Genomic DNA, 24,820 nt, shown 5'->3' with positions numbered 1-24,820 from the left:
CGGAATTCGAAATCTGTGTCCAGACCTTTTGCCTGAACCGAAAACGACGCGGTTTACCCGATGTTTGACGGCCTGAACGGACACACTGCAGACCAGACATTCCAATCCCGAGCAACAAATCTCAAGAAACCTGTTGATGTGTATTATTGTCGTCATACACTGATATCAGTTTCTGAATGATCACCCGGAAGGCGAGTTTTTTCTGATGAGCCCGGTTCTGCTGTTCCAGATTCACCCCTCCTCCGGAGTGCCGATTTATCGGCAGCTGATGGATCAGGTGAGAACGCAGATCGCCAACGGAAAACTGGTTTCGGGTCAGATGCTGCCGTCGGTTCGCACGATCGCAGAATCCCTTCAGATCAATCCCATGACCGTTTCCAAAGCGTATTCACTTCTGGAACGCGACGGCGTTGTCGAACGCGTTCGCGGTCAGGGGATGCGAGTCCTCGCACCAGCCAGACCCCAGGACACCGTTCGCCAGCGGCAACAACAACTGCGCCCGTTACTCGAGCAGGTCGCCGCTCAGGCGTTCCAGCTTGGACTCACCGCCGATCAGGTTCTGACGGCCCTGACCCCGTTATTGAGGGAGCCCGGTAATGACTAATCGTTTCGCGCTGGATGCAGCTTCAGAACACCCAGCCGCAGAAAAACAAACGGGGCCAGAAGGGACAGTTGAGCCCGAACATGCGCCCGTCATTCAGATGATCGGGGTCACAAAACGGTTCTCCGGCAAAACGGTCCTTGACCAGCTGAACTTTGACCTGAAACCCGGATCGGTCACGGGGCTGCTGGGACGCAATGGATCAGGCAAGACAACGCTTCTCAAATGCGCTCTGGGGCTACAAAGTCCGCAGGCTGGTCTGATCAGGTTAATGGGTGAGAACGTTGCCACATTGTCGGGCACCGCAAAAGCGCGCCTTGGATATGTGCCGCAGGAAATCACACTGTATTCCTGGATGAAAATCAGGCAGATCATCGACTACACCCGGGCGTTCTACCCGCGATGGAACAATTCGCTTACAGAAAAGCTGCTCACGGAATGGAAGCTTGACCGGGAAGCGAAGGTCGGAACGCTTTCCACCGGGCAGACTCAGTCTCTTTCCATATTGCTGGCCCTGGGGCACGAGCCGGACTTACTTGTGCTGGATGAACCTGTCGCGAGTCTTGATCCATCCGCTCGCCGACAGTTTCTGGCCACGCTGCTGGATGTGGCAATGTCGGGGGAAAGAACCATCCTGTTTTCGACCCACATTACGTCCGATCTGGAACGCGTTGCCGACCGTGTCGCGGTACTCAGAGACGGCGGCATCATCTACCACGATGAGTTAAGCAACCTGAAGGACGAGGTCAAACGGCTGCGCATTACCACCAGTGGTTCCCTGCCGGATGATCTGAAGCTGCTTCCGGGCCTGTTGAGCTGTGAATCGAATGGTCAGTCAGCAGTATTAAGTCTGCGCGGATTCACACCGGACTTGCTGTCGCGATTCAGCAGGCAATGGAAAGCTCAGATTGATGTTGAAGACCTGAATCTGGAAGAGATCTTTCTGGAGCTCCATCATGAGTAAGCTTTATCAGGTGCTGATGACGTATGTGACGCGACGCTTTCTGATGCTGATGCTTTGCCTGATGGTGCCAGGTACACTATTGAGCATTGTGACGGCTGATAAGAACTCCCTGACGTTTGCCGGCTTCACATTCGGCCCCATGCTGATGTTGACATTCTGGCTCGGAATCCACCTGAAACAACAGATAGCCCGGCCGGAAGCCACATTGGTTCCGGACTATCGTCGGTGGCATCTCATTGTGGCTTTCTTAATGTGGTCAGTGCCTCTGCTGACCGCGTTTGCTTTCTCGCGTGCATCCGGCAGTTCACCTCTGGCGACCTGTGGTCTGAGCCTGCTGGTCTGGACCGTAAGCTATTCAGCAGGTGCGTGTCCGGGATGGTGGCTGGCCATTCCGTATTCTCTTGGAATAGCCACGGCATTCTCTCCTGTTCTGCGAGCGACCCTCGGAGACTTCCTGATGGGAGGTGCACCACAAGCATCGTGGTTTCTTATGTCACTCGCTCTGGGGGCTGCTTGCCTGCTCTTTCATCACCTGTTTTCTCTGACAGAGGATGATCCGGATTACGGCAAGGTGATGCCCATGGATGTCTGGGACCTGAAAGCCGCTACGATTCGTCGATCGAGGCGCGTTCAGATGCAACCATATAATACCCTGTCCTGGGACTGGTATCTCCAACCAGCATCAAAAGCCCTGGAAGCTCTTTCACTGCGGACCGCGACGACCCTTCGCGAACGAATCATGCTCTGGCGATTGTCGGCAGACTGGCCGACCAATCACGTCTGGTTCTTCATGGTCGTTGGTTCAATACAGTTGATGGCCATCTGGCTGCAAAGTCGCGCCCTGAAAGAATCGCTGGATGTCAGAAGCGTGCGTCTGATGCTCTCTCTTCCCTGCATGTTTTCTCTGATGCTCACATGGGGGCAGTTTCTTCTGATTCAGCAACGATGGCCCCGACTGGGCTATGAAAGCCTTCGCCCGTTCAGTCGACGCACCTGGGTACGCGACAATGGGCTGATGCTGCTGTCAAATTCCATCACCGCACAATTGGCCTGGTGGGCACTGTTCGGAATCGGCACGAGTATTGTGATCTGGCCAGTCAACGCATTAGCGATTTATCCGCAAGCCATTGTTGAGTTTTCTCTGTGGGTCATTGGTGCTCATTTCGTTGTGTTTGGCGTCAGCGCGCTGGCTTCTTCCTACGGATCAAGAATGAGCATGGCGATTGGAATTTTAGCCGCAACACTGGTGTCACAAACTTCCTGGATTGCTTCGAACCGCATGGACGATGGCGACTTGGCCCGGACCACCTGGGTTGTATCAGGAGTGCTGCTGATATCAGGCATTCTGCTAACCGTCACTGCATATCGGCGCTGGTGCCGAATGGATTTGCCGTAGACGTTTCAGCAATCCAAAACGAGCAAACGGGCAGATCCATTGGATTGTCTCGGGGCGATCTCTCCAAAGTGAATGAGAGTCAGCCCGGCTGGCATTCATTATCGCGCACATTTATTGCCGGAGATAGACTCATGGCTGCACGCATCATCAAAATCTGGCTGGTCGTTTCACTCATTGGATTTGCATGGAATCTGATCCCCATCGCATCGAAATACCGCCTTCGCGGCCAGGAGCTGGTCAACCTTGAGCGAGAAAGGCGTCGCCCGGAACCACCAGTAGTAACCGTTCCCGAAGATACCCCGTGGCCCAGGGCATCGATCTCGATGTCCGGACGTGCGACTGAAGGGGCTGCGGATGATGCTGGAGTCGCCTCTCTGTCGTTCGGTACAAAGACTGTTGTCCTGGTGGATCAGGTGGCTTATCTGATCAATCCACTTGACGGGACCGTGCAACAGACGACTGGCATTTCCCCGGATGGCGAACGAATTTTTCAGGCGGCCATCTCGGGGGATGGCAGAGTTGTCGCAACCGTTGGGCAGTTTCCGGTCATTCGTTTCTGGGACGCAAAAACGGGCGCACACTTGCAGACCGTTGAAGACAAATATCCCACCATTGCCGCTCAACCAAATTCAGGTCCTGGCAGACACCACACCAGCGGCCTCGAATATTCAGATACTGGTGCTCGAAGAATTGTGGCCGCCACGGGCGGCTGCCTTTTTGCGATTGGCAAGATCGACGGCAGCATTGAACTCTGGAATGCAGACGAAGAGCCACTGCCCGACAGACCTTACGGCATTGTCACGTCGGAATGGCCTCACACCCCTGATACGAATCTTCCAGTGCCGAGAAGGTTTTATCTGCATCAGCGTATTCAGCCTCACGTTGCCCAGGTTGAGCACCTGCAGTTTACACTGGACTGTCAATCGCTCCTTTCAGTATCAACCTGGACTGTCACCGGAATCCACCGACAGACGTATGATGGCTACCAGGTTGCACAGGTCGCGCGGGCGAATTCGGACGAATCAGAACCGAAACTGGTCCGAAGCCGGGTAAGCGATGGAAGCACGGAATGGCAGGTGAATCTGAATTCCATTCCGTCTGCAATAAGCCTTGATCGTATGTCTGAACCCAGTCCGATCCCGCGTTCTCCCGCCCCGGCCCGAATGGCTATCGCCGACCGGAAAGCCGTTCAAATACGGAATCTCCAGGACGGTTCCATCATGAAGACGCTGTCGGTTCGAGAACAGATCCCCGGACTTTCGATTTCTTCGGTGGCTTTTGGAACCACCAGCAGCGGACCACTCTGGACTGTCGGACAGAGTTTCGCAGATACAATCGCTCCGGATGCATCCGGACAAGCCGTTTGCATTACGGCCTGGCAGCCGGCCACAGGCCGACAAATCGTCACCGCGCGACTACCAGGGCATGCAATGTCTATAGCCTGGTCGCGGTTTGGTCATCAATTAGCCATTTCACGATTGAGGACCGTTGAGAACCAGAAGACCATGCCCCGGGAGGTTTTCACTTTTCCATGGTCCACACAGCCATCTTCGCCATTTATCACTCACATCTGGGATGTCGGCATACGTTACGAGTGAGTGAAGGAATCCTGCTAATCGCAGCTTTCCATCGCCACACCCGCTATCCCGCACAAGAGCGAAATGCCATTGTCGATGAGAGCCTTGTGATTAATTGACTTCGACCTTGCGGCCCGCTGGTCGAATCGCCTGGCCTCGAATTCCCTTGTCGCCTAATTGCTCTCGGATCTGATCGGCAAGAACGGTCAGTCGAGCGACGACTTCGGGATGTTGATCGGCGACGTTTGTCGTTTCGGACATATCTGATTCCAGATCGAAAAGCGATAGTCCAATCTCCGCCTGAACGTAGTTGGCCGGCTTGCCATCGGTACCGCCGGGCCTTCCGTTCAATGTGCGATAGTCGTGAGGAAAATGCAGCTTCCATCGTCCGCTGCGAACGGCCTGTAGTTGGCCACCCCAATAAAAATAGTAGGCCTCGTGGGGAGACACGGCATCCGGTTCGCCAGCAATCAGGGGCCATATGTTCCTGCCATCAATCGGATGTGCAGGCAAGTCGGCTCCGATCAGGTGGGCAACCGTGGGCAGAATATCGATCGTCATGGCAGGAACGGAGCATTTTGTTCCGGCGGGAATTGTGCCGGGCCACCACATGACACAGGATTCGCGACATCCGCCTTCAAACATTGTCCCCTTGCCCTCTCGCAGCGGGCCGGCAGAACCAGCGTGATCACCGTACGAAAGCCATGGTCCATTGTCCGAAGTGAAGATGACCAGTGTCTTGTCCTCCAGATGATGGGTTCGCAGAGTGTCCAGAATCTGTCCGACAGACCAGTCGACTTCCATCATGACATCTCCGAACAACCCACGACCACTTTTTCCTTTAAACTTATCAGAAACATAAAGCGGTACATGAACCATGCTGTGTGGCAGGTAGACAAGAAACGGCTGATCGACGTGATCTTCGATAAACTTCACGGCACGTTCGGTGTATTGTGTTGTTAGTTGCTCCTGGTCTTCCCCGGTCACCTGGGCATTCACAATTGTATTACCGTCAATTAAGGGCAGATGCGGCCATCGTTTCAGACGCTCTTCCATTGGCAGATGTGCGACGCCCGGATGATAGGGCCACATGTCATTGCTGTAGGGAAGTCCGAAGTAGTCATCAAATCCATTCTGCATCGGAAGGAACTGATGATGATGTCCCAGGTGCCATTTGCCATAACATGCGGTGGCATAGTTTTTTTGCTTGCAGATTTCACCAAGGGTGACCTCGTTCGCGTTGATCCCGATAGGTGACGAAGGCCCCAACGCTCCCTGAATGCCAACACGGACGTTGTAACATCCCGTCAGCAACCCCGCTCTCGAGGCCGAACAGACCGCCTGAGTGACATAGAAGTCGGTAAAGATCCGTCCTTCAGAAGCCATCCGGTCAAGATTGCGTTTGGTAATCGGTCGCACCAAACGGCCCGATATCGGCGTACCCCATATCGTCCATATAGATCACAACAATGTTGGGACCTGGCCGGGATTGGCTGGATTGATCGGCCAGGCAAGTGGCTGGACTCAGATGGGTGAGGAGCAGACTGAAGGCAATGACGCTGATGGACTGCCTGAGATTCGCAGGATGAGCAACATTCTGAATGTCTCGGACGTGTAGAGGTAAAAGGGCCATCGACTCACTTCGTGCGTCGCATCCTGCAACGAATAAATCGTCACCCGCAAACTCATCGCTTTCGCGTGACTTCTGAGTCTGTTCGACGAAAACGCCACACAGCCTGGGCGGCAACCCATGTGGCAATCTGAATGACACGAACAGGAGCATCCTGCCAGCATGCGATTCTACCATTCCGCGGCAACCGGACACAACGGAGCGTGCCTGATCATCGCCCCCAACAGAAAGCTTGGGGCCCGTGGGAACGAATGGTATCGCAATCTGATCGCAGTGCCGTTCGAGCGGGCTTGACACAACAAGTCAACGAATGGCCATGGAGTTCGGCGCGATGTTATCTGGTACGTCGGTCTGTTGGCTTACCGATGCGCTGGCCGCTCGGACTGGAAATTGATGTCCCGTTCGCAACCGATCTGTCATCGACGCCCACGATAGTCCATCGTGTGCCTGCGCCACCCAACCGCCATGCACGGCGATCATGCTTCATAGAATATGACACCCCGCCAACGTCTCTTGCGTTGAGAAGATCGAACGTTTCAATGATGATGTGGTGGCTATCTGGCTTCGCCATTGTTTTCGACCAGAAAGGGCGCTGGCAGAGAAAGCGGCGCACTCGTTGCCGTTTCTGTCACCAGTGCCACCCAGACGTGCCCAATGATAAGCGACGAACTCTTTCTGAATGACCAACAGGTCGCCGATCTCATTTCCTTTGGAATGCCAGCAACCGTGGCACACCACATTCAGGTGACGCGTGGATTGCGAAAGCTGAGTTGTGCGGGTGCTGTTATCGGCCAGCTTCTCCTGCTGATCGCTGGCATCATCGGAACGACTTTCGGTTTGTTTCAGCTTCCCATGGATCGAATCGGTATCTGGCTGGGCCTGATTCCTGACGACACATGGCTGATCGATATGGAACCGGTCAGTGCTGTCGTTGCAGTATTCGTCGGCATCATACTCAGCGCGCTGATCTTCTTTCTGATTTTGAATGCCAGGCCCTTATGGAGAGTACCCACGGCGATTTCCGGAATTCAGATGACGATGCAGGGGAGTCGCGATGCTGCCAGCCGTTGGCTCAACGGTGCGGCAATGAAGGCCGTGATTCGACGTATTGATCCCGAACTGCCCATTGATGACTACCTGCAAGCTTATTCTCTCGGCTGCATTCGCGTGTCTCTGACAGTTCTTGTGCCCGCTGTCCTGCTCCTGGCGATGATCTTTATCTGGGATTTGATTTCCGCTGGCTATGTCGCACCCAATGGAGTGTTCCGGGGCGGACATTTCGCCACCGACCGACGTGTTGCGGCGTGGTCCGAAATCACTCAGCTACAGACAGGCAGCTACATGATGGGCACCACGATGACTCTGCGATCTGTCCTGCATTTTTCGGACGGATGTTCAATCGACCTTGCAAACGCCCATTCCTCGCAACGGGCAAAATCCCAGGTCATGGCTTTTAAGTAATGGCAGATCAGGCCGTTCGAAACATCAGATCTCCGGGAACCGTCGCAGTTCGAAGGTGGCCTCCACAAAGGAGTGGTGCAGTGGAATGTAGATGCCTTTCGTGAGTATCAGAGCCGACTTCCGGAAGAAGAAAAACCAGTCTTTCAGCAGATCTACCGTTTCAATCCGAATGAACTCTGACGCAGTCGAAGTAGGTCAGTCTCCCGCCTGAAGAAACGACAGATCGCATGTAAGGCCTGAAGCTCGCTGGCACTAATGCTGAATGCCAGTCCTCGCACCTGCCCCGGAAGTCGCGGTTAATCCCGCGCCCGTACCTACGATCTCCTGATTCATGGCGGGTAGAATATCCAGCAGCTGGATTTTCCTGGACGCAGCCGAAAGTGTATCGCGGGTGTGTGAAGACGCCAGCCCGCAGGGTCGTTGACATCAGCTTCTCCGGGAGTCAGAATCTGCTCGGTAGCCGCACGTTTCGTTTTCAGATTATCCATTGTGATTATCCAGCGGCTGGATAATACTTGTTAGCTGAAACACCATGTCTGAACTGATTTCCGCACTCCTTTCGACTTCTTGCGCTGACAGGGAACTCCTGATCAGCAACGAAGGCTTGGGCGATATCGCCACCACTGCTCGCGAAGTGGAATTCCTCCTCATCGCCCCCAACGCAAAGAAGGCAAACCTGATCGCACGCTTCATAAACGACAATCGGTATGGCGATGCCGTTGCAAAAAGCGATGGCGACTCCCACCAGATTGTCGTGTCCATTATGATGCCAATAACGCAGAATGCTGTGTTCAGTGCTCAGTTCCGATGGAGTGCATTGCAGATATCTTCGAACTCCAATACGATGGTTGGGAGAGCAATATATGTAGAGACACGTCTGAATGAGAGCACGAATTGCTCAGTACACTGAGGCTAGGCGGGCATTGCTTTCGGAGTCGCTTTTGGGGCAAAGTCCTGTGGTTCCGCGTTTGGCTTCCACAGGCACGTGCTGCCGTGCTTGATTAGCTAACAATAAGATGCAGTAGAAGTTTGTTGATGGACTGCGCACACATTGGAGAATCAGTCGCGGCAAATCCGGTTGATCTTTGTCGTTGCTTGCCAACACGGAGTCGCCCGTTCAGATGATCAACTCCACTTCGAGCAAAGTGCACGACGAACTGGACTTCCCAGCAGTTCGCCGCACTTACGAGAACGCGATCCGAACAGAAGCCCTTCGAGGGCAAAACATCTCCGGTCCTTATGATCTCTATTCAGTTGAAACGCTTCGAGATCGGCATGGGTTGCGACGCCCCTCTGGAGTTCCCACCGATGCCTTCGTCTTTAAGTAAAGGGGAGTCTCCTAAACGCCACGTCACCAAAATCGGTGGTCTACCGTACTGGCCTGCTGCGAAGCCGTGGCCAAAGAACAAAGACGGAGGCCCAATGTGGTTCATGGCTCAGATCAACTTTGCGGACTCTTTTGACCTCGTGCCGAAGCTTCCCGGCGATTTACTGTTGATACCGAGGATGAAGCAGGTTGGTGCTACGACGATTGTCAGTCCATGCATTTTCTCTGGGAGACCGTCAAAGACCAGAACTGATCTCCTGGCAACAGTTCCCTGAGTTCGTATACGAGTACACGCACTTTGATGGATACGGCGTTATTTACCGAGCCGCAGACTAACCAGAAGCATCTGCTGATGCAAGAGAGCTGGATGTACGCGACAATTACCGCCTTGCGGTTCTGTCTGTTGTGAAGATCGGTGAGTTCCAGATCATCTATACCGCGAGCGTTTCCGACGGCGTGTACATCGCGCAACTCGCATCGGTTACTGATGCCTCCTGAAATTCGCTATCCGTGGGCGAATCGTGAAAAGCCATACGATGGATGGTTCGGCGAAAATTCTGCTGGCAATTATTCCATGATGATGTTGGCGATATGGGTAGCCCGCATCTATTCCTCAAGCGAGATGGGGCGGTTACCTTGTGCAGTGAAACGCACTGATCAGCGTGCGGGAAGTAACAAAAAATCGGCATAGGGGTCAGCCTTGGGGCTGCTTCTCCCACACCACCTGCAAGCGTGGGTCCGGCACCGGGCGGTTCAGATCTTTCGCAGTGAGTGTCTGCCAGATTGTGAACAGGCCGCCTAATCCTTCCTGAGCGAGATAGTCCAGCGCGACAGTGCTTCGTGCACGGCTTTGTTGACGACAGCGTCCACGGACCTTGCGACTGCAGCCGTGAGTGATCGCTTCGTCGTCTTTGACACCGAGCCGACGTGCAGATTCGCGATCCTCGTGCGACACGCGCCAGTGCTTCCAGTCACAGTGCCTCGATGCGGCGGATCCACTCTGTCGAGTTCCGCGAAGTACGTTTTGATCGGCACCAGACGAAAGCAACTCCACCCAGCCCCTGAAAGTCGCGACGCAGTTCCGTGAAACGATGAGACATCGACACGCCGCGGTTGCGACGTGATCTGCTTGACGCAGTGAGGATTTCGATGCCGGGGATCGCTAACTGGGCAGCCGCCAGGTTGTCGTTTGGAGTGCGGCGACTTGTCGCGGCTTTGGCTTTGATTCACCACTTCGAGTTTCCGCGAGTTGGGCGGCAGGTTAAAATTGACGGATCGCACAACTGGTCAAAACTCTGAATCGCTCAAAATTGATCATTTACACGGCAGACCTCGGCCAGAATTCCTGTCAGTTCCGCGAACGCCCGTGGACCTTCGGGCTTCTGCCGATCGCCAGATTCAACGGAAGATTGGTGCCCGGTGTTGTCGTAAATGCTTCCGGAATAGAACCGCCTTTTCGAAGATCGTTTGTCAGAAGAATCCAAAGCGGCGACAAGTCTCCGCACTCAAGGTGGCGATTGTCAAACCCGGCCCCAAAGAAGAGCTTCCTCCCCACGGTCGATCGCTCTTCCGCAGTTGCTCCTCGCCTCGTACTTCACTCACAAAGAAACATTTGGCATACTGCTCTCAGTGAGTCCCGTTTTCGTACAGGGGACTTTCACCCCACAAGTCCACGCCCATGTTGGGCGCATCGTTGGACGCAGAGCCGCCGGTCGCGTCGTTCGTGAAGTCAATGCTGATTGGCGGCGGCCCGGTCAACGCAAACGTTATGCGAGAACTAGACTTGAACACTGATTCCAATGAAGACTCACCTGAAGATGAAGACTCTCCCGAAATGGAACAGTCAAATCGATGTCGAAAGTTGTTTGCTACTTCCAACCACTGACAGCGAACGCAACCTACGCGATTACCTGAAAAGTGAGGCCGAGAGAGTCGCCGAAAACTACCAGTCAAAAAAGTGCCGTTCGAAACTCAGCAGGCGGACCGAGACGCTGCTATTCAACATGTACGACACGCGCCGCGATTTTGTTGAGGATGCGAATCGTTAATACACACGGTACTTGGTGGCACTTGCCGCGATACTTTATTCCAGCAAGTATGCGATTGATGCCACTGATTCACGGTCGCGCACGCTCCTATTCATTGGCACTGCATTCCTGTGCCTCTTAGTTGCGGGCTTTGTGTGGGCGTGCAAGCGACTGCTTCAGTCAGTTTACTACCTGTATTCCGCGTCCGTAGTTACTGCTGCGCTGAAGTCTCTGGCAATGGAGGACTGGACACACGCTTGGTTCGATTCAGTTCAAAATGTTGCCTCAAGGACAACCAAGCGGCCGGTGCGTTGGTATCACCGCTCTGGTTTTGGAATCGGTCCTCCACGCCCAAAGCGATCGCTTCACGTGGAGACGCTGGCGAAATTTGAACGGCATCGAATCCTCTAGAGCTCGTTATTGACTTAACTTGAAACATATGTTGAAGTTAAGTGATGAGTAAGACACGTCGTATCCCAGCGACGTCAAGGATGACGAATGGGAATTTGTTGTGCCGTATCTGACGTTGATGACGGAAGACGCACCGCAGCGGGAATATCCTCTGCGAGCCGTATTCAATGCATTGCAGTATGTTGTTAAGACTGGCTGTCCGGGTGGCGATACCCGCCCAATGATTTTTCCGCCATGGACTGTGGTGTACCAGCAAAGCTCGACGCTGGGTTGATGCGAAAGTCTTCCAATCCATTGTTCATGATCTTCGAATGGTGGCTCGACTGAATACGGAGCGTGCTGAAGATCCTTCAGCAGTGATTTTGATGCGGACATTAGCAGTCGACCCCGGAGAGTGGATCCTGGGCCGGTTACGATGGAGCAAAGAGACGCAAAGGATCGAAGGTTCATGTGGCGGTAGACACACTTGGGCATTTACTTGCCACTGTTGTAACACCAGCAAACGAACAGGACCGTGCGCAGGTCGGTGAGCTGGCGAAACAAGTTCAGGAAGTGACGGATCAGTCGGTAGAGTTGGCGTGGCTGTCGATCAGGTTACACCGGAGAATCGCTGTTGAACAGGCGAACGCTGAGTCGATTCGTTTGGAAGTAGTTAAGCACACGGAAGCGAAGCGTGGATTTGTACTATTACCTTCGCCGGTGGGTTGTGGAACGAACCTTTGCCTGGCTGGCGAGATTCCGAAGACTGGCGCAGACTACGAACGGCTGAGTGTGACGCTTGATTTGCTGGCACTGGCTCGCATTCGTCACCATTATGCTCGCAAGACTCCACTCCCCAAAGTTCATAACAGGTTTAGCTTGCTCGAATAAATTCCGCTGTGCATGACGTGCTCATCGCCGTTTTGCTGATCACAGGGGCTGTTATGCTTTGTTTTGGCATTTTTGAAGATGATGACTTTGCAATGCGGGGAACTCAACGCCTCCGACGCTTGCCGTTGTGAAGCCGGATGATCTCGATAAACGTACCGCATCCTTAAACAAATCAATCAGCGTATTGTCTGAGAAAATTTCCGCATCGCAGCAAGCGATTGAAGGGATATCGATCGCACTTGAGGAGATGAGGATCAGCACAACGAAGACGAAATTGCCTGTGCCTGCAGACAAATAAGGCATAACCATCAGTAGTGTGCACCGGAGGCCCGTTGGATCGGTTTTTCAAATGGATACTCAACTCACGGGCCCCGGTGACGCGGGGCGTTAGCGAACAGACGCTGATGAAGGTTGACAGCGCCGCTCAAAGATCGACGCTGATCCTTCAGCTTGGCAGAGTGCTCGCACCGGTTGATGCACTTGCAGAAAAGGCACAGCCCCCAACCAACACTGAGTACCAGATCGTTGCGGCTTCACTTGGGCCGGACATGGACCGGTGGATGAACGAGGTGTGTGTATTCGTAACGTTTGGCACTGCTCGTTTTGTGGACGAGTACAACGAAATTGCTGGCGAACAATACGGACTGCGAAATTACCTTGGAATCCTTGCGAGAAAGTCAAGTGATCCATTCGACAAACAGAAAGAGTTTCGGGAACGCGTAGCTCTCGTTAAGAAAAACACTCTAAACGCGATCGATCGCGTTCCCATCAATTGGGCTGCGGAGCTACATGAAGCAAATACGCCTTTCACCGTCTATCTCAAGATACGCGACGCGATTAACACTGCCAAACGCTGCGTCCACTACTTCGACCGATATCTCGACTCAGACTTCTTTCATCTGTACTTGCGCGATCTCAGCAGGACGCTCGAACTCCGATTGGTGACAACCAAAGGCAAAGCTACGTTCGGTGTTGCGAATGTATTGCCTTTGTCCAGGGTTGCTGGAGAGTTCCGTAACTACCAGTTGATCGAATGCCAACCGTGCCATCTACATGACCGCAATTCTGCGTGTTGATGACACCGTCTTTTTCCTTGGGACGAGCACATTAAGGGATGCGGAACTCATCCTACCAACTTCTCGCCTGCGGATTGCAGCCCGACTGGACATGCAATCCTTGATGGAATCATGGCAAAAGGAGCAATAGTGCCTTAAACAAGAATCGCCTAACCAGGATCGGCATAGGTCAGCCTTGGGGCTGAGCCCACACCACCCGGCATGGGTCCGCACCGGCGGTTCAGATCTTTCGCAGTGAGTGTCTGCCAGATTGTGAACAGGCTGACTAATCCTTCCTGAGCGAGATAGTCCAGCGACAGTGCTTCGTGCATCGCTTTGAGCGTGACGACAGCGTCCACGGGACCTTTGCGACTGCAGCCGTGGGTGACCGCTTCGTCGTCTTTGACACCGAGCCGACGCAGATTCGCGATCCTCGTGCGGACACCGCGCCAGTGCTTCCAGTCACAGGCCCGGATGCGACGGCGAATCCACTTGTCGAGTTCCGCGAAGTACGTCTTGATCGGCACGAAACGAAAGTAAGCCACCCAGCCCTGAAAGTAGCGATGCAACTCCGTGAAGCGAAGAGACATCGACACGCCGCGGTTGCGACGTGTGATCTGCTTGACGCGGTTACGGAACTTGCGTTCGTTCTTCGGGCTAACCCGAATCTGACCGCCCCAGCCTTCGAAAGCGAAGCCGAGCCCTGTTCGATTCTTTTTGGGGCGACTCCTTCCGTGCGGCAGATGCGGCTCTTCTGATGACTGATCACCAGTTTCAGTTTGCGAGTCAGATAGTTCTCGATCGAACGGGCCACGCGGACGGCGGCTTCTCTCGTTTTGGTAAACACGAGGAAGTCGTCGGCATAGCGGACGAAATGCAGACCACGATGCTCCAGTTCCCTGTCGAAGTCATCCAGCAGGATGTTCGCCAGGATCGGAGACAGCGGACCGCCTTGCATCGTGCCTTCGATCGAGGGATGCAGTTCGCGTTCGACCAGCACGCCCGCTCGCAGCCGCCATTGGCGGTTTGTCAGGCGCTAACGCTCCAAAATCAAACCACCTGCAACAGTGTTGATAGCCTGATCTGATATAACGTTGCACCTGCTTCGCTGCGTCCTGAGCGGAACGATTTGGTCGAAATCCGAAACTCGATTCGCTGAAATGCGGATCGGAGATCGGAGATCGGAGTCAGGACTTGCAGGACGGCTTGTTGAGTCAAACGATCATCACGTTTGGCGGTGTTGTCTTTTTCGGGGCGAGAGGCCGTTTGCCGCCGTCACGCCCCAGGAGATTGAACACAGTGGAATGGACTTTCGCCGGGCAGGGCCCGGTTGGTATGTCCCTTTGTCCCCGGTTCTGTCATTGTCCGTTGCACGGTCTGCATCCTGCTGTCAGGGTAGAAAAATCCATGGCGTCTGAAACTCCTAATCCGCCGGAAGGCTCAACGATCCTGCTGCATGAGAACTCGGCACAGCGGCTGGTGATCGTGATCCCGCCAGGCGGAAGAAGAGGCCGCGCGCTGGGATGGTTTGCTGTCTTCTGGTTGCTAATCACCACCGCGATTGCATGTGGCTTCTTCTTTGCAGAAAAGCCCGGGGGCAAACAGCTGATACTTCTGACTCTCTTCTTCGGTGCGTTCTACGCCGTTGGAGTCGGGATGATCGTGGCCTGGTTTCGCATGCGATTTACTCAGGTCATGCTGGCCGTACAGCCAAACCTGCTGTCCATTCAACGCAGCCTCGCGGGGCGCAAGAAGTTCACTGAGCTGGAATTGGGCGAGGGAGCTCATGCGCAACTTGAAGAATCGTATGAGCAAAACAATGAGCCCGTTTATCGGGTTGCGGTCTATGGGGTTAATGACCGCAAAGAATGCTTTGGGACCGCCCTGGAGGTCGCCGAAAAGGAATGGCTTGTCACGGTCATCAATCAATTTCTCAACTGGGACGGAGGCCTCTACGGCGAAGAAGCATTGGCGAGAGCCGCATCCATCGAAACCAACAGCATTCTTCAGGACGGCATCAGCGATCTGGAAGAGCATTCATCCATCACCCAGCGGCCTCCGGAACTGTGCCCGGAGGACCTGCCGCCGGATTCCAGGGTCCGTATCGACTCGTTTGATGCCCATGATCTTGCGATCAGCTACCCGGTTGCCGTCCCTCTTATCTTTCGAGCCATCGGGACACCATTTTTGGCCTTCTTCTGTGTGTTTTGGTATGGCGTCGTGGGCACGATGGCGGTCGGCATTCTGAAATCGCAGGAGCTGAATCTTTTCACGATTGCCATGCTGGCCTTTCTCTCTATCTTTGTCATCGTGGGGCTCATGCCGCTGGGAATGCTTCTGGCCCTGTGGTTTGGCCGAGTAACTATTCGTGTCAATCGCGACAAGCTGACCGGCGGAGTGGGTGTCGGATGGTTCCGCAAGAGGTTGTCTGTTTCGACCGATTCCGTCACCGACATTGGCATCGGCTCAGCCATCACGCTCAACCCAAAGGAGTCCGGCGACCGACGACGCCCGTCAGCGACAAAGTCCAGGGGAGTCATCCTGGATTCCACAGAACGAAAGATCCCGCTGACGTTTTCGGACGACGATACGTTCAACAATGAAGTCGCCGGACTTGTCAGATATCAACTGGAATTACTGGGTGCCCGCCTGAAAGAACCGCAGCGGTTTGCCGTTGATGAATCCGACTGACGACTCCGTCACAGGCACAAACCAGCCCTGGCTTTGAAAACAGTTCTCATAAGATGAACTTCGGGAAACGTCAGCCCCCTGCAAGCCCGCGTTGATTTGACTGACAACACAGACGGTTCAACGGGCCTCGACAGGTTCACAGGAACAACCGGATTCTCGCCAGAGATGGCAACAATACAGATCCTGTTCATCCCGACATCCTGTCCATTGTCTTCACGCAGAACCCAGACAGTGCAACGGTTCAGGACACGATCACAGGATTGACAGAATGAGTGCGGGGTTTGTCCATGGCAGAAATCCTGTTCATCCTGTGATCCCGTCCGTCGTCTTCACGCAGAACCCAGACATCGCAACGGTACAGGACACGATCACAGGATTGACAGAATGAGTGCGGGGTTTGTCCATGGCAGAAATCCTGTTCATCCTGTGATCCCGTCCGTCGTCTTCACGCAGAACCCAGACATCGCAACGGTACAGGACACGATCACAGGATTGACAGGATGAGTGCGGGGGTTGTCCATGGCAGAAATCCTGTTCATCCTGTGATCCCGTCCATCGCCTTCACGTAGAACCCAGACATCGCAACGGTTCAGGACACGATCACAGGATTGACAGGATGAGTGCGAGGGTTGTCCATGGCAGAAATCCTGTTCATCCCGTCATCCTGTCCATTGTCTTCACGCAGAACCCAGACAGTGCAACGGTTCAGGACACGATCACAGGATTGACAGGATGAGTGCGGGGTTTGTCCATGGCAGAAATCCTGTTCATCCTGTGATCCCCTCCGTTGTCTTCACGCAGAACCCAGACAGCGCAACGGTACAGGACACGATCACAGGATTGACAGGATGAGTGCGAGGGTTGTCCATGGCGAAAATCCTGTTCATCCCGTCATCCTGTCCATTGTCTTCACGCAGAAGGCAGACAGTGCAACGGTACAGGACAGGATCACAGGATTGACAGGATGAGTGCGGGGTTTGACCATGGCGGAAATCCTGTTCATCCTGTGATCCCCTCCGTTGTCTTCACGCAGAAGGCAGAGTTCTGATCTTTCTTTTCACTTCCACTTTTGTTGCCCCGAAGTTGATGAGCAGGCCGACTTCCGTATTGGTGGACGTCAGGTAGTTCACAAGTTGAACCTCATGCGTGGTCGTTAGCTGGCGGATTGCCTTGAGCTCCACGATGATGGTTCCTTCGACGAAAATGTCGGCGATGAAGTCACCGACGATTTCACCAGCGTACGTCACCTGAATGGGGTATTGAGCGACAGCGGACAGACCCGCTTTTTTGAGTTCGATCATGAGGCACTTTTCATACACCGATTCGAGGTACCCGCAGCCCATGGTGTTATAGACCTGATAGGCACAGCCGATGATCTTCTGGGTGAGGTCTTCGTGTTTCATGATTCGGATTCGAGGGGATTGTTCCTGGACAGGATCACTGGATTGACAGGATGAGTGCGGGGTTGGTCCATGGCAGAAATCCTGCTGATCCTGTCATCCTGTCCCTTCTGTTTTCGGTAACGGACGTCTTAAGCGAACAACGTCGCGAGGCATCGTAGCAAGCGGGCTTGATGTTTAGGAATTCTTCGAGCTGGATCGCGTGCTCGGAAATGAGCTGGTCGATTAGCAGAAGTCAGAGCCGACCCGCCCAACGGCGTCGCAGGATGGCATGAACTGGACTGATTCTGCGTCAGGCGTGACTGTCCTCGGCGGTTTCCTCAGTGAGGCACACGATCCACAGCACCGAGCAGAGCGATAAGGGGACATTCTGAATTACATGAGAATGCAATCCAGGAACATTCTTTACGCTATCCAATATGCGCGATGTCGCCTCAGGCGATTCCGTCTCGAAAACGAATTTCACCGAGTGCACCTTCGAAAGGTGCCAAGCCCCTGTTCTTCAGGCACGCTTAGCTTAGCTGTCCGCCGACATCAACTGCCAACTGTCTGAAATCCGAACCGTATCAGACGTCGCCGCATCTGAAATCAGCAACATTCTCAACATCATCGATGAAATCACCACGGTGTCTGTGAGCATCCGATCCGCAGTAGAGCAGCAATATGGAGCGACAAGTGAACTCTCAACGCTGGTGACCCAAACAGCCAATGCCGCAGACAACGTAGCGCGGTGTATCAGCGGAACTTGAGGCCCTTGATCTTCGGAGTCCGAAACCCTCGAAGTCATTTAGCAGCTACGTGACAGCGAGTACACATTCATAACCGCCAGGTCATAACCAGGTGAGGAACACGCTAATCGTCTGAGCAGCGTTGTCGTTCGAGATTTCTTCGTTCAGAGATGGTCCGGCGATCAGAAACTCATGAGGGGCTCCGAGCGGATCAGCACCTCTTTGAGCAAGGCCCGGGTTCCACGAGGTCAGCTTTGCGGCTGGCAATCATCGACATCAGGACTGCGGCTCGGTCGCCAGCCGGTTTGCTGGCAACGAATACCCAGTTCTTGTGAACCATAGCTACGGGACGCATGGCTCGTTCGCACGCGTTGTTGTTGGTGATCACCGCCAGCACATGAGAAGCGCGATTGATCTTCTTCGCGAGCCTTGTGCCAGTAGCGACGACAGTGGAGCGGTGGCAGCGCAAAGGGCAATCTCCGGCGGATAGGCAGCCCCGGCACCAATCAACAGCCTGCCGACGTATGGTCGGCTATTCCGGGGAATTGAGAATGGTGATCCGGCGATTCCACCACAGAGGGACCTGTGGTTCATCGATGATTACCCGGACTGCAGATCGATCCAAGATTTGCGCGGTAACAAATCGAATGATTGCCATCTGAAATCGGTCTTCCGGATACAATGGTGAGTTCGTCTGGTCGAGTGACCATCGATCCAGACGTACGGAGCAAAAATCATCGACAGGATTGGGGGCGGCAGCAAAAGGCCGAACCGTTTCCGGCAGGTCTTTGATGGCATCTGAGCGAATGAACAACCCGTAGACTTCCGGCCTGGGCGAATACAGCTGCCACGACATCCAGTTGTCGGCAAATCCTATCAAACCAGTGAGCGGAATGAGAACGACTGCGCTGGCGAGTATTCGGAACCACCGCTTCTGATCGTGAATCGCATCATTCTGTGATTGCGACAGAAAAAGTACGGGAAGCAGGCACAGGAACATACTGTTCCAGATCAGAACGCCCCAGTGGTGTCCCAGACCAAAGGGACTGAGGGCCAGGATGAGTGTTGCATGTAACAGCATCGCGGCGACGGCAGCGAGTTGACGAAAACGTCGGACAAGGAGCCCAAGCCCGATCAGGAATTCGGCAAATGCAAACGACCAGGCGAACGCAGAAAGCACGGAAGCATCCGCTGATGCTCTGCCAAGTCCCGCCAGCTTCAAGAGCATGGAGGCAATTTGCCAGGTCATCATGTCGCTGGTTTGCGGACCGAATCGAGATAACGCGGAAAAGACGTAGACCATGGAAATCTGCAGACACAACAAACGCCGCCAGTTGCAGGGGCCCAGCACAATCGATGAGCTTAACCCAACCATAAAGAACCAGTGCCATGCCTGAAGGCGGTGTTCGTTCTGCAATACGAGCAGCGAAGCGATCAGCAGCGTTGCGAGGCCGGTTATGGTCTTCCAGCCTATCATCGCCATCCGAAGATGACAGGCAGTCCACGCCATCAGGCACGTCAGAAACAGCGGTGTCAGCGTGGCTGCCAAAGACTGCATGACGATGGACTGGTCGGACAGCAAGCGGGCCGATTGTGAATTCAATGGCAGAAGAGGAACCATCGGGAATGCCGATTGACCAGTCCAAAGCTTCCAGGTCGCCACAATCAGCAGCAATTCGAAGACCGCCAGAATTGTCACTGCCAGTTGTTGCTGCCTGCCTTCTCTGGAAACAGCATCCTGAATCATCATGACTTGTCTTTGCTCTGCTGCCCGGCGTCCTGCGATGTCGATTTCACGACGTCGCGAGCCTGACGAATGGATGCGGCGACTTTGTCAGGTGGAATCGGCTCCACTGGCAACTGGGTTCTTGGTCCGCTTCGCTGTAACTGGGCCAGCAGTGTCCGTCGGCTTACAACACCCAGCACTCGACCTTCCTCCACGACGACGCCGTAGTTGCTGTACTGCCGAACCAATTCGGAAAGTACTTCCAGTTTGGGGGCATCAGATGCGAATTGCGGCAGGGCGACAGCGACTGAACGCGGTGATTTCCCTTTTTCAAAAAGATCCGCGACACGCACATATCGACACCACTGGCCTGGCTGCCCGGGAAGATGCAGAAGAATTCGGGGATTCTGCAAACGTCTTGCTAACGCCAGGATCTCCTCGCGCGAAGCATTCTCTGGAGCCCCCTGAACGCCCAGCGCCGGAATCATGGACAACGAAACCGGGTGCCTTGCCACCTGAATGATGTTGTCGGCCAGCTGACTTTGAAGCTCTGTCAGTAAACCTTCGCGATGTCCTTCTTCGAGAACGCTGACCAGTCGAGTGCGGCTCAACACTGTTTCCAGCGGCTGGCGATCTGAATTTCCAAGCTTCGCGATAAACCGAGACAAAAGAATCAGTGGGTAGGATAGTGGCAGTGACACCACATAACTGAAGGAGAACCAGCGTGCGTTGGCCCGCAGCTGCGACAGAGGCGCCAGATAAAAGAGACTCTTGGGAATCAATTCGCCGAAGACGAAAACGACGGGCGTCACGACGACCGTTGAAATCACTTCAGCGGCCCCGGAAGAATCTGTTACCAGGACCGACATGACCAGTCCAATAGCGACAGTGACCAGATAATTCGCAACGTTGTTACCGACCAGGGCCGTGGCCACAAACCGTTCGGGGTGATTGACGAATTTTTGCAGACTTTGAGCAACTCTGTCGCCCTGGTGCACGCGGATTGCCAATTGAAGTGGGCTGAGTCTGTAGAACCCGGTTTCACTTCCACTAAAGAAGAAGGACAGTCGGACACCGATGAGAAACAAGATGATGCCTGCAAACATGGTCAATGCGGGAATCATGATTGCTTCTCCGGCTCGGTCGCGGCATCACCCATCGAAAGTCCGGCTGGCAGCTGTTCGATGAGCACTCGCACACGTCCCCGGGCGGCCGTCTCAATGACCGTCAATGTCCATGTCTTCCAGACGATCGAATCGCCAACTTCTGCGAATCGTTCAAGCTCGTCATGAATCAGGCCATTAATCGTGTACTGGCCGTCAACATCCATATCGAAATCCACTCGCAACTGACTTGCCAGGTACCGGAGTGTTACAAGTCCATCTGCGTGAAATCGATTGGGGCCAATAGTAATCAGCGGTTCTCTGCGCATGATTCGGCGCGTTCGACTGGGGCTCTCCGTGAGCATGGTTTCCAGGATGTCTTCGTAAGAAACGACTCCCACCATCTCACCCATTTCATGGACGACGACGGCAACACCGCAATACTGCCGCTGCAGTTCCGAAAGCGTCCAGGCCAGAGTCGAACACCAGGGCACAAAGATCACGCGTTCTGACATCTGGCGGAATCGACGATGGTCAAACGCGCTGATGGCCCCCAAAGCCACCGCGCGGCTCACATGATCTTCACCCGGGTCCTGAAGCAACAGATAATCCACGCTCTGGATACTGGTATTCAGCGTTGCAAAACTGTCATTGGCTGAAACGATCAGGCAGTGACTTCGGGGACGCATGACTTCCTCAACCCGAATCTCACTTAAATCCAGAACGTTGTGCAGCACCTGTTGTTCGATATCCAGCAGATCCGCGCTGATGGCAGCCGATGCATCGATTGCGTGTTCCAGGTCTTTGGGGTTCAGGTGAGATTCGCCGCGAACATGTGGCCAGAAAGCTCGACGCAGAGACAACGCGGTCTTGCCCAGGACGGGAATGACAGGGTCAAGAACGGCAGTCATCACAGCCAGCGGCCAGCTTACCATCGGTGCCAGGGTTCGTCGAAAGGCAACGGCCAGGCTCTTTGGAAACACTTCTCCGATGGCAATGATTCCCACCAGATTACTGATACCCAGCGCCGCAGCCACGCGATTGAATCCGCCGTGCGACAGCTTGTTCATCGTGACCAGGCCGACTGAAAAATAGGCCAGATTGATCAACAGATTCCAGAACAAAATGGCGGTCAGCAGTCGATCCGGTCGCGCCATCAGTGCGGCCACCATTCGCTGACGCCCCACGCCTTTGCCGAAATTTCGGATCTCGTCGCGAGACAGGAAAAACAATGCTGTTTCGCTGGCCGAGAAAAAACCCGACAGCAGAATCAGCACCATCATGGCGATGACACCGGGTAACCAGATTGAAACGGAATTCGTGAAGTCAGCCATCGAAGGACAGATTGACCGGTCTAGCGTTCGTACTTTGGAATATTGGGTTCAGGAACTTCTTTTACCAGCCGCGTGACAATATCGTCGGCAGCCATGCCTTCGGCCTGTGCCTGAAAATTGGTAGCCAGTCGATGGCGCAGAACGGGAATGGCAACTTTGCGGACATCTTCAATCGTCACATTGGGTCGTCCGTCCATGGCGGCCACTGCCTTTGCCCCGGCGATCAGGTACTGGCCCGCACGAGGCCCCGCGCCCCAGTCGACCAGTTTTTTCACAAAGTCGGGTGCCGCGCCGTCTTTGGGACGCGTGGCACGAACAAGCCGTGTGACGTAACTGATGATCAGTGGGCTGGCCACAATCTGGCTGATCTGCTTTTGCAGGTAAAGAATAGATCGCGCGGAAAGTACTTTTCGAACTTCGGCACGTTCGCCGCTTGTTGTCGCTTCAAGAATGCGTTCTTCTTCTTCAAGGGTCGGGTAGTCGACTTTAACATTGAACATGAATCGGTCCTGCTGCGCTTCAGGCAGAGGGTAGGTGCCTTCCTGTTCAATGGGGTTTTGGGTAGCGATGACGAAGAACGGCTCCGGTAATTGATACGTTGTCTGTCCAACAGTAACTTCGTGTTCCTGCATGGCCTGCAGTAGAGCGGCCTGGGTCTTCGGCGGCGTTCGGTTGATTTCGTCCGCCAGCAGAATGTTGGTGAAGACCGGACCTTCGACAAATCGAAACTCGCGACGTCCGGATTCTGTCTCTTCCAGCACATTTGTCCCGGTGATGTCTGACGGCATCAGGTCGGGCGTAAACTGAATTCTTCGAAACTGCACGTCGAGCAATCGGGCAATGGTGCTGACCACCAGAGTCTTCGCAAGCCCCGGTACACCCACCAGCAGGCAATGACCGCCTGTGAAGATGGCCGACAGGATCTGGTCGATGACGTCATCCTGTCCGACGATTACCTTGTGAAGTTCTTCCACCATGACTTCGTGGTGGCGACGAAATTTCTCCAGAAACTCGTCGAAGTCCCGTTTTTCGGCCAACTGTATTGTCCTTCTTTCAGACCTTTGTCGCTGCTTTTTTCGCGAGCAGTCCGCGGATGTTAGCAAACCACTGCCTGGCGTGCATATGAAACCCGGCGTCCGTCTTTCGCTACTTCTCCATCATTGTCCCGGCTTTTGTCTCCATCCCGGCGGGAGAATCGCCGGGCTGCTTCATGGGTGACTGGTCATCCTTGTCCATCGCAGCATCCATTGGTTGTTCAGACGAATCCTCGGGTTCCGGACCATCGGACGACGCTTCGGATTCCGGTTCGACGGGAACGGTCCTGATGTCTTCCTGAAGAATTCGATCGCCAACCTGAATGGTGTATTCCCCGGGAAACGGTTTCGTCCCATCACCAACCATTCGGCCCCTCATGATGAACGATCGGGTTTTTGAGGGCAGCAGAAAGTAGAGCCTTCCCTGCTGGTCTTCATGACCACACGGCACAATCCGGCCGCTGCCAAAAGCTTCCAGTGCATAGCCCAGTGCAGAAACATGCGTGTTGATTCCAACGCTGTCGCGGTACTGCTGCGCGTCGATCGTGAATATCTCACCGGCCTGCTGCTTGATTTTGTCCTGACAATAGTCGGCAAGTCTGCGTTTCATTTCGGAAGCCCGAGTGATACTGAGGTACTGTTGTTGTTTTTCAGCCCACAACACCAGCGCGCGGCTTTGCGTTGGGTCGACGACAAACCACGAATGGCCTTCACCGGCCGTCAGCTGAACCTGCAGGCCTTTCTCATCTGCAATCAGACGACAGGTCATGAGCTCGCTGACAAACCCCTCTGGTGCATGTTCAAGTATTTTGGAGAGTTGTTCCTGCTCTTCCGTTGATAATCCGGTCGAACTCCATGGAAATGTGACACGTGGCACCGTTGGTTCCGAAAACACTTCTGCCGCAAGAGTACCCTTCAGTTGAGGCAGGCTGTACAGAGTGAACATGGCCAGCAGGGACAGCAGAAGCAGGAAACCGATCACCGGCACGGCCACCGTCCAGATTCGGTTGCGGCCCCGGCGCGTTCGGCGTTTCAACTTCGAAGTGATGTTGGTCTGTGGTGTAGTCGGGATGAATTCGGGCACCGAACCGGCAGATTCAACGGCATGAATCCCCACTGTCGTGGGTCCTTCTGCACTGAGCCCTGACATCGTGTCGGCACCAAACGCGTTGGTCTCCGGGCCATCGGAACTTTGCGATGGTTCTTCGTCCGGGATTTCAACATTCGGGACCAGCAGTCTGGTTTCGCATTTCGGGCATTTCCCCTGTTTACCGGCAAATCCATCCGGGACGCGAATTGTTGCTGTGCAGTAGGGGCAATTAAATTCGATGGCCATGCATCCGCTTTCGAAAACCGGCTGTCGATGTCGTGGTAATGGAGACGGGCTGGGAGCAGTATAGCAGGCTGACGAACCCTGCCCCGGAAGGGTAACAGGATTATTGCCAGCTTGCGTGTGAATCCCGCAAGCGTTCTCTATAGTCACGG

At 54.3% G+C, this 24,820-nt stretch carries 22 protein-coding genes and 2 pseudogenes; 12 read left to right on the top strand and 12 right to left on the bottom strand.

The genetic code is table 11. From position 1 onward, the window contains the following. The first annotated feature begins 205 nt into the window (after positions 1 to 205). The 4 genes from R3C20_04780 to R3C20_04765 all read left to right on the top strand — a co-directional run bounded on the left by R3C20_04780 (position 206) and on the right by R3C20_04765 (position 4,559). Positions 206 to 604 carry a GntR family transcriptional regulator gene (locus tag R3C20_04780; GenBank protein ID MEZ6039796.1) on the top strand — a complete coding sequence of 133 codons (399 nt, stop codon included), beginning with the start codon at positions 206 to 208 and terminating at the stop codon, positions 602 to 604. Further along, positions 597 to 1,565 carry an ABC transporter ATP-binding protein gene (locus R3C20_04775; protein MEZ6039795.1) on the top strand — a complete coding sequence of 323 codons (969 nt, stop codon included), beginning with the start codon at positions 597 to 599 and terminating at the stop codon, positions 1,563 to 1,565. Before R3C20_04780 ends, R3C20_04775 begins: the two co-directional genes overlap by 8 nt. After that, a complete protein-coding gene (locus R3C20_04770; GenBank protein MEZ6039794.1) occupies positions 1,558 to 2,961 on the top strand; it encodes a hypothetical protein in 1,404 nt (467 codons plus the stop codon). The genes R3C20_04775 and R3C20_04770 overlap by 8 nt, the downstream gene beginning before the upstream one ends. A 131-nt stretch (positions 2,962 to 3,092) precedes the next feature. Next, positions 3,093 to 4,559, top strand: coding sequence for a hypothetical protein (locus R3C20_04765; protein ID MEZ6039793.1), 1,467 nt, complete (start codon positions 3,093 to 3,095; stop codon positions 4,557 to 4,559). A gap of 90 nt (positions 4,560 to 4,649) precedes the next feature. On the opposite strand, the gene R3C20_04760 is transcribed toward R3C20_04765, so the two are convergent. Beyond that, a complete protein-coding gene (locus tag R3C20_04760) occupies positions 4,650 to 5,924 on the bottom strand; it encodes a sulfatase (protein ID MEZ6039792.1) in 1,275 nt (424 codons plus the stop codon). A gap of 4 nt (positions 5,925 to 5,928) precedes the next feature. After that, complete coding sequence (locus R3C20_04755) at positions 5,929 to 6,309, bottom strand: hypothetical protein (GenBank protein MEZ6039791.1); 381 nt, start codon at positions 6,307 to 6,309, stop codon at positions 5,929 to 5,931. Positions 6,310 to 6,822: 513 nt separating this feature from the next. Here R3C20_04755 and R3C20_04750 point away from each other — a divergent pair. Continuing rightward, on the top strand, positions 6,823 to 7,629 hold the full coding sequence (locus R3C20_04750) for a hypothetical protein (protein MEZ6039790.1): 807 nt from the start codon (positions 6,823 to 6,825) through the stop codon (positions 7,627 to 7,629). Positions 7,630 to 7,958: 329 nt separating this feature from the next. On the opposite strand, the gene R3C20_04745 is transcribed toward R3C20_04750, so the two are convergent. Continuing rightward, on the bottom strand, positions 7,959 to 8,117 hold the full coding sequence (locus tag R3C20_04745; GenBank protein MEZ6039789.1) for a hypothetical protein: 159 nt from the start codon (positions 8,115 to 8,117) through the stop codon (positions 7,959 to 7,961). A gap of 44 nt (positions 8,118 to 8,161) precedes the next feature. Here R3C20_04745 and R3C20_04740 point away from each other — a divergent pair, with 44 nt between their 5' ends. After that, positions 8,162 to 8,539, top strand: a complete 378-nt coding sequence (locus R3C20_04740) for a hypothetical protein (GenBank protein MEZ6039788.1) — start codon at positions 8,162 to 8,164, stop codon at positions 8,537 to 8,539. A gap of 1,111 nt (positions 8,540 to 9,650) precedes the next feature. Here R3C20_04740 and R3C20_04735 read toward each other — a convergent pair. Continuing rightward, positions 9,651 to 9,911, bottom strand: coding sequence for a hypothetical protein (locus R3C20_04735; protein ID MEZ6039787.1), 261 nt, complete (start codon positions 9,909 to 9,911; stop codon positions 9,651 to 9,653). A gap of 844 nt (positions 9,912 to 10,755) precedes the next feature. On the opposite strand from R3C20_04735, the gene R3C20_04730 reads away from it, so the two are divergent. The 3 genes and pseudogenes from R3C20_04730 (at position 10,756) to R3C20_04720 (ending at position 13,340) form a co-directional block, all read left to right on the top strand. After that, positions 10,756 to 11,004: a hypothetical protein gene (locus tag R3C20_04730; protein MEZ6039786.1), complete on the top strand. Its 249-nt coding sequence runs from the start codon at positions 10,756 to 10,758 to the stop codon at positions 11,002 to 11,004. A 448-nt stretch (positions 11,005 to 11,452) separates the two neighbouring features. After that, positions 11,453 to 12,280, top strand: a pseudogene (locus tag R3C20_04725) (IS5 family transposase). A 388-nt stretch (positions 12,281 to 12,668) separates the two neighbouring features. After that, positions 12,669 to 13,340: a hypothetical protein gene (locus tag R3C20_04720; protein MEZ6039785.1), complete on the top strand. Its 672-nt coding sequence runs from the start codon at positions 12,669 to 12,671 to the stop codon at positions 13,338 to 13,340. A 149-nt stretch (positions 13,341 to 13,489) separates the two neighbouring features. Here R3C20_04720 and R3C20_04715 read toward each other — a convergent pair whose 3' ends face one another. Beyond that, positions 13,490 to 13,987, bottom strand: coding sequence for a group II intron maturase-specific domain-containing protein (locus R3C20_04715; GenBank protein ID MEZ6039784.1), 498 nt, complete (start codon positions 13,985 to 13,987; stop codon positions 13,490 to 13,492). An 89-nt stretch (positions 13,988 to 14,076) separates the two neighbouring features. On the opposite strand from R3C20_04715, the gene R3C20_04710 reads away from it, so the two are divergent. Together R3C20_04710 and R3C20_04705 are read left to right on the top strand one after the other, a co-directional pair. Continuing rightward, positions 14,077 to 14,406, top strand: a complete 330-nt coding sequence (locus R3C20_04710; GenBank protein ID MEZ6039783.1) for a hypothetical protein — start codon at positions 14,077 to 14,079, stop codon at positions 14,404 to 14,406. Positions 14,407 to 14,726: 320 nt separating this feature from the next. Next, a complete protein-coding gene (locus R3C20_04705; protein ID MEZ6039782.1) occupies positions 14,727 to 16,010 on the top strand; it encodes a hypothetical protein in 1,284 nt (427 codons plus the stop codon). Positions 16,011 to 17,035: 1,025 nt separating this feature from the next. Here R3C20_04705 and R3C20_04700 read toward each other — a convergent pair. After that, a complete protein-coding gene (locus tag R3C20_04700) occupies positions 17,036 to 17,413 on the bottom strand; it encodes a GxxExxY protein (protein ID MEZ6039781.1) in 378 nt (125 codons plus the stop codon). A 623-nt stretch (positions 17,414 to 18,036) separates the two neighbouring features. On the opposite strand from R3C20_04700, the gene R3C20_04695 reads away from it, so the two are divergent. Next, positions 18,037 to 18,159 (top strand): hypothetical protein, encoded by a 123-nt coding sequence (locus R3C20_04695; protein ID MEZ6039780.1) that lies wholly within the window; start codon positions 18,037 to 18,039, stop codon positions 18,157 to 18,159. A gap of 214 nt (positions 18,160 to 18,373) precedes the next feature. Here R3C20_04695 and R3C20_04690 read toward each other — a convergent pair. The 6 genes and pseudogenes from R3C20_04690 to R3C20_04665 all read right to left on the bottom strand — a co-directional run bounded on the left by R3C20_04690 (position 18,374) and on the right by R3C20_04665 (position 24,671). Beyond that, positions 18,374 to 18,607, bottom strand: a pseudogene (locus R3C20_04690) (transposase). 63 nt (positions 18,608 to 18,670) lie between these two features. Beyond that, a complete protein-coding gene (locus tag R3C20_04685) occupies positions 18,671 to 19,888 on the bottom strand; it encodes a hypothetical protein (GenBank protein MEZ6039779.1) in 1,218 nt (405 codons plus the stop codon). Then, the gene (locus R3C20_04680) at positions 19,885 to 20,988 is read right to left on the bottom strand and encodes a CNNM domain-containing protein (protein ID MEZ6039778.1); all 1,104 of its coding nucleotides are present in this window, start codon (positions 20,986 to 20,988) and stop codon (positions 19,885 to 19,887) included. Before R3C20_04680 ends, R3C20_04685 begins: the two co-directional genes overlap by 4 nt. Further along, on the bottom strand, positions 20,985 to 22,301 hold the full coding sequence (locus R3C20_04675; protein ID MEZ6039777.1) for a CNNM domain-containing protein: 1,317 nt from the start codon (positions 22,299 to 22,301) through the stop codon (positions 20,985 to 20,987). Before R3C20_04675 ends, R3C20_04680 begins: the two co-directional genes overlap by 4 nt. Before the next feature lie 20 nt (positions 22,302 to 22,321). Continuing rightward, entirely contained in the window at positions 22,322 to 23,338 is a 1,017-nt protein-coding gene (locus R3C20_04670; GenBank protein ID MEZ6039776.1) for a MoxR family ATPase, read from the bottom strand. A 109-nt stretch (positions 23,339 to 23,447) separates the two neighbouring features. Further along, the gene (locus tag R3C20_04665; protein MEZ6039775.1) at positions 23,448 to 24,671 is read right to left on the bottom strand and encodes a hypothetical protein; all 1,224 of its coding nucleotides are present in this window, start codon (positions 24,669 to 24,671) and stop codon (positions 23,448 to 23,450) included. Positions 24,672 to 24,820 lie beyond the last annotated feature (149 nt).

This window comes from Planctomycetaceae bacterium, assembly GCA_041398825.1.
GTDB lineage: Bacteria > Planctomycetota > Planctomycetia > Planctomycetales > Planctomycetaceae > F1-80-MAGs062.
Note: the sequence above shows the minus strand (reverse complement) of the source record. Positions and strands in the feature narration are given on the sequence as shown.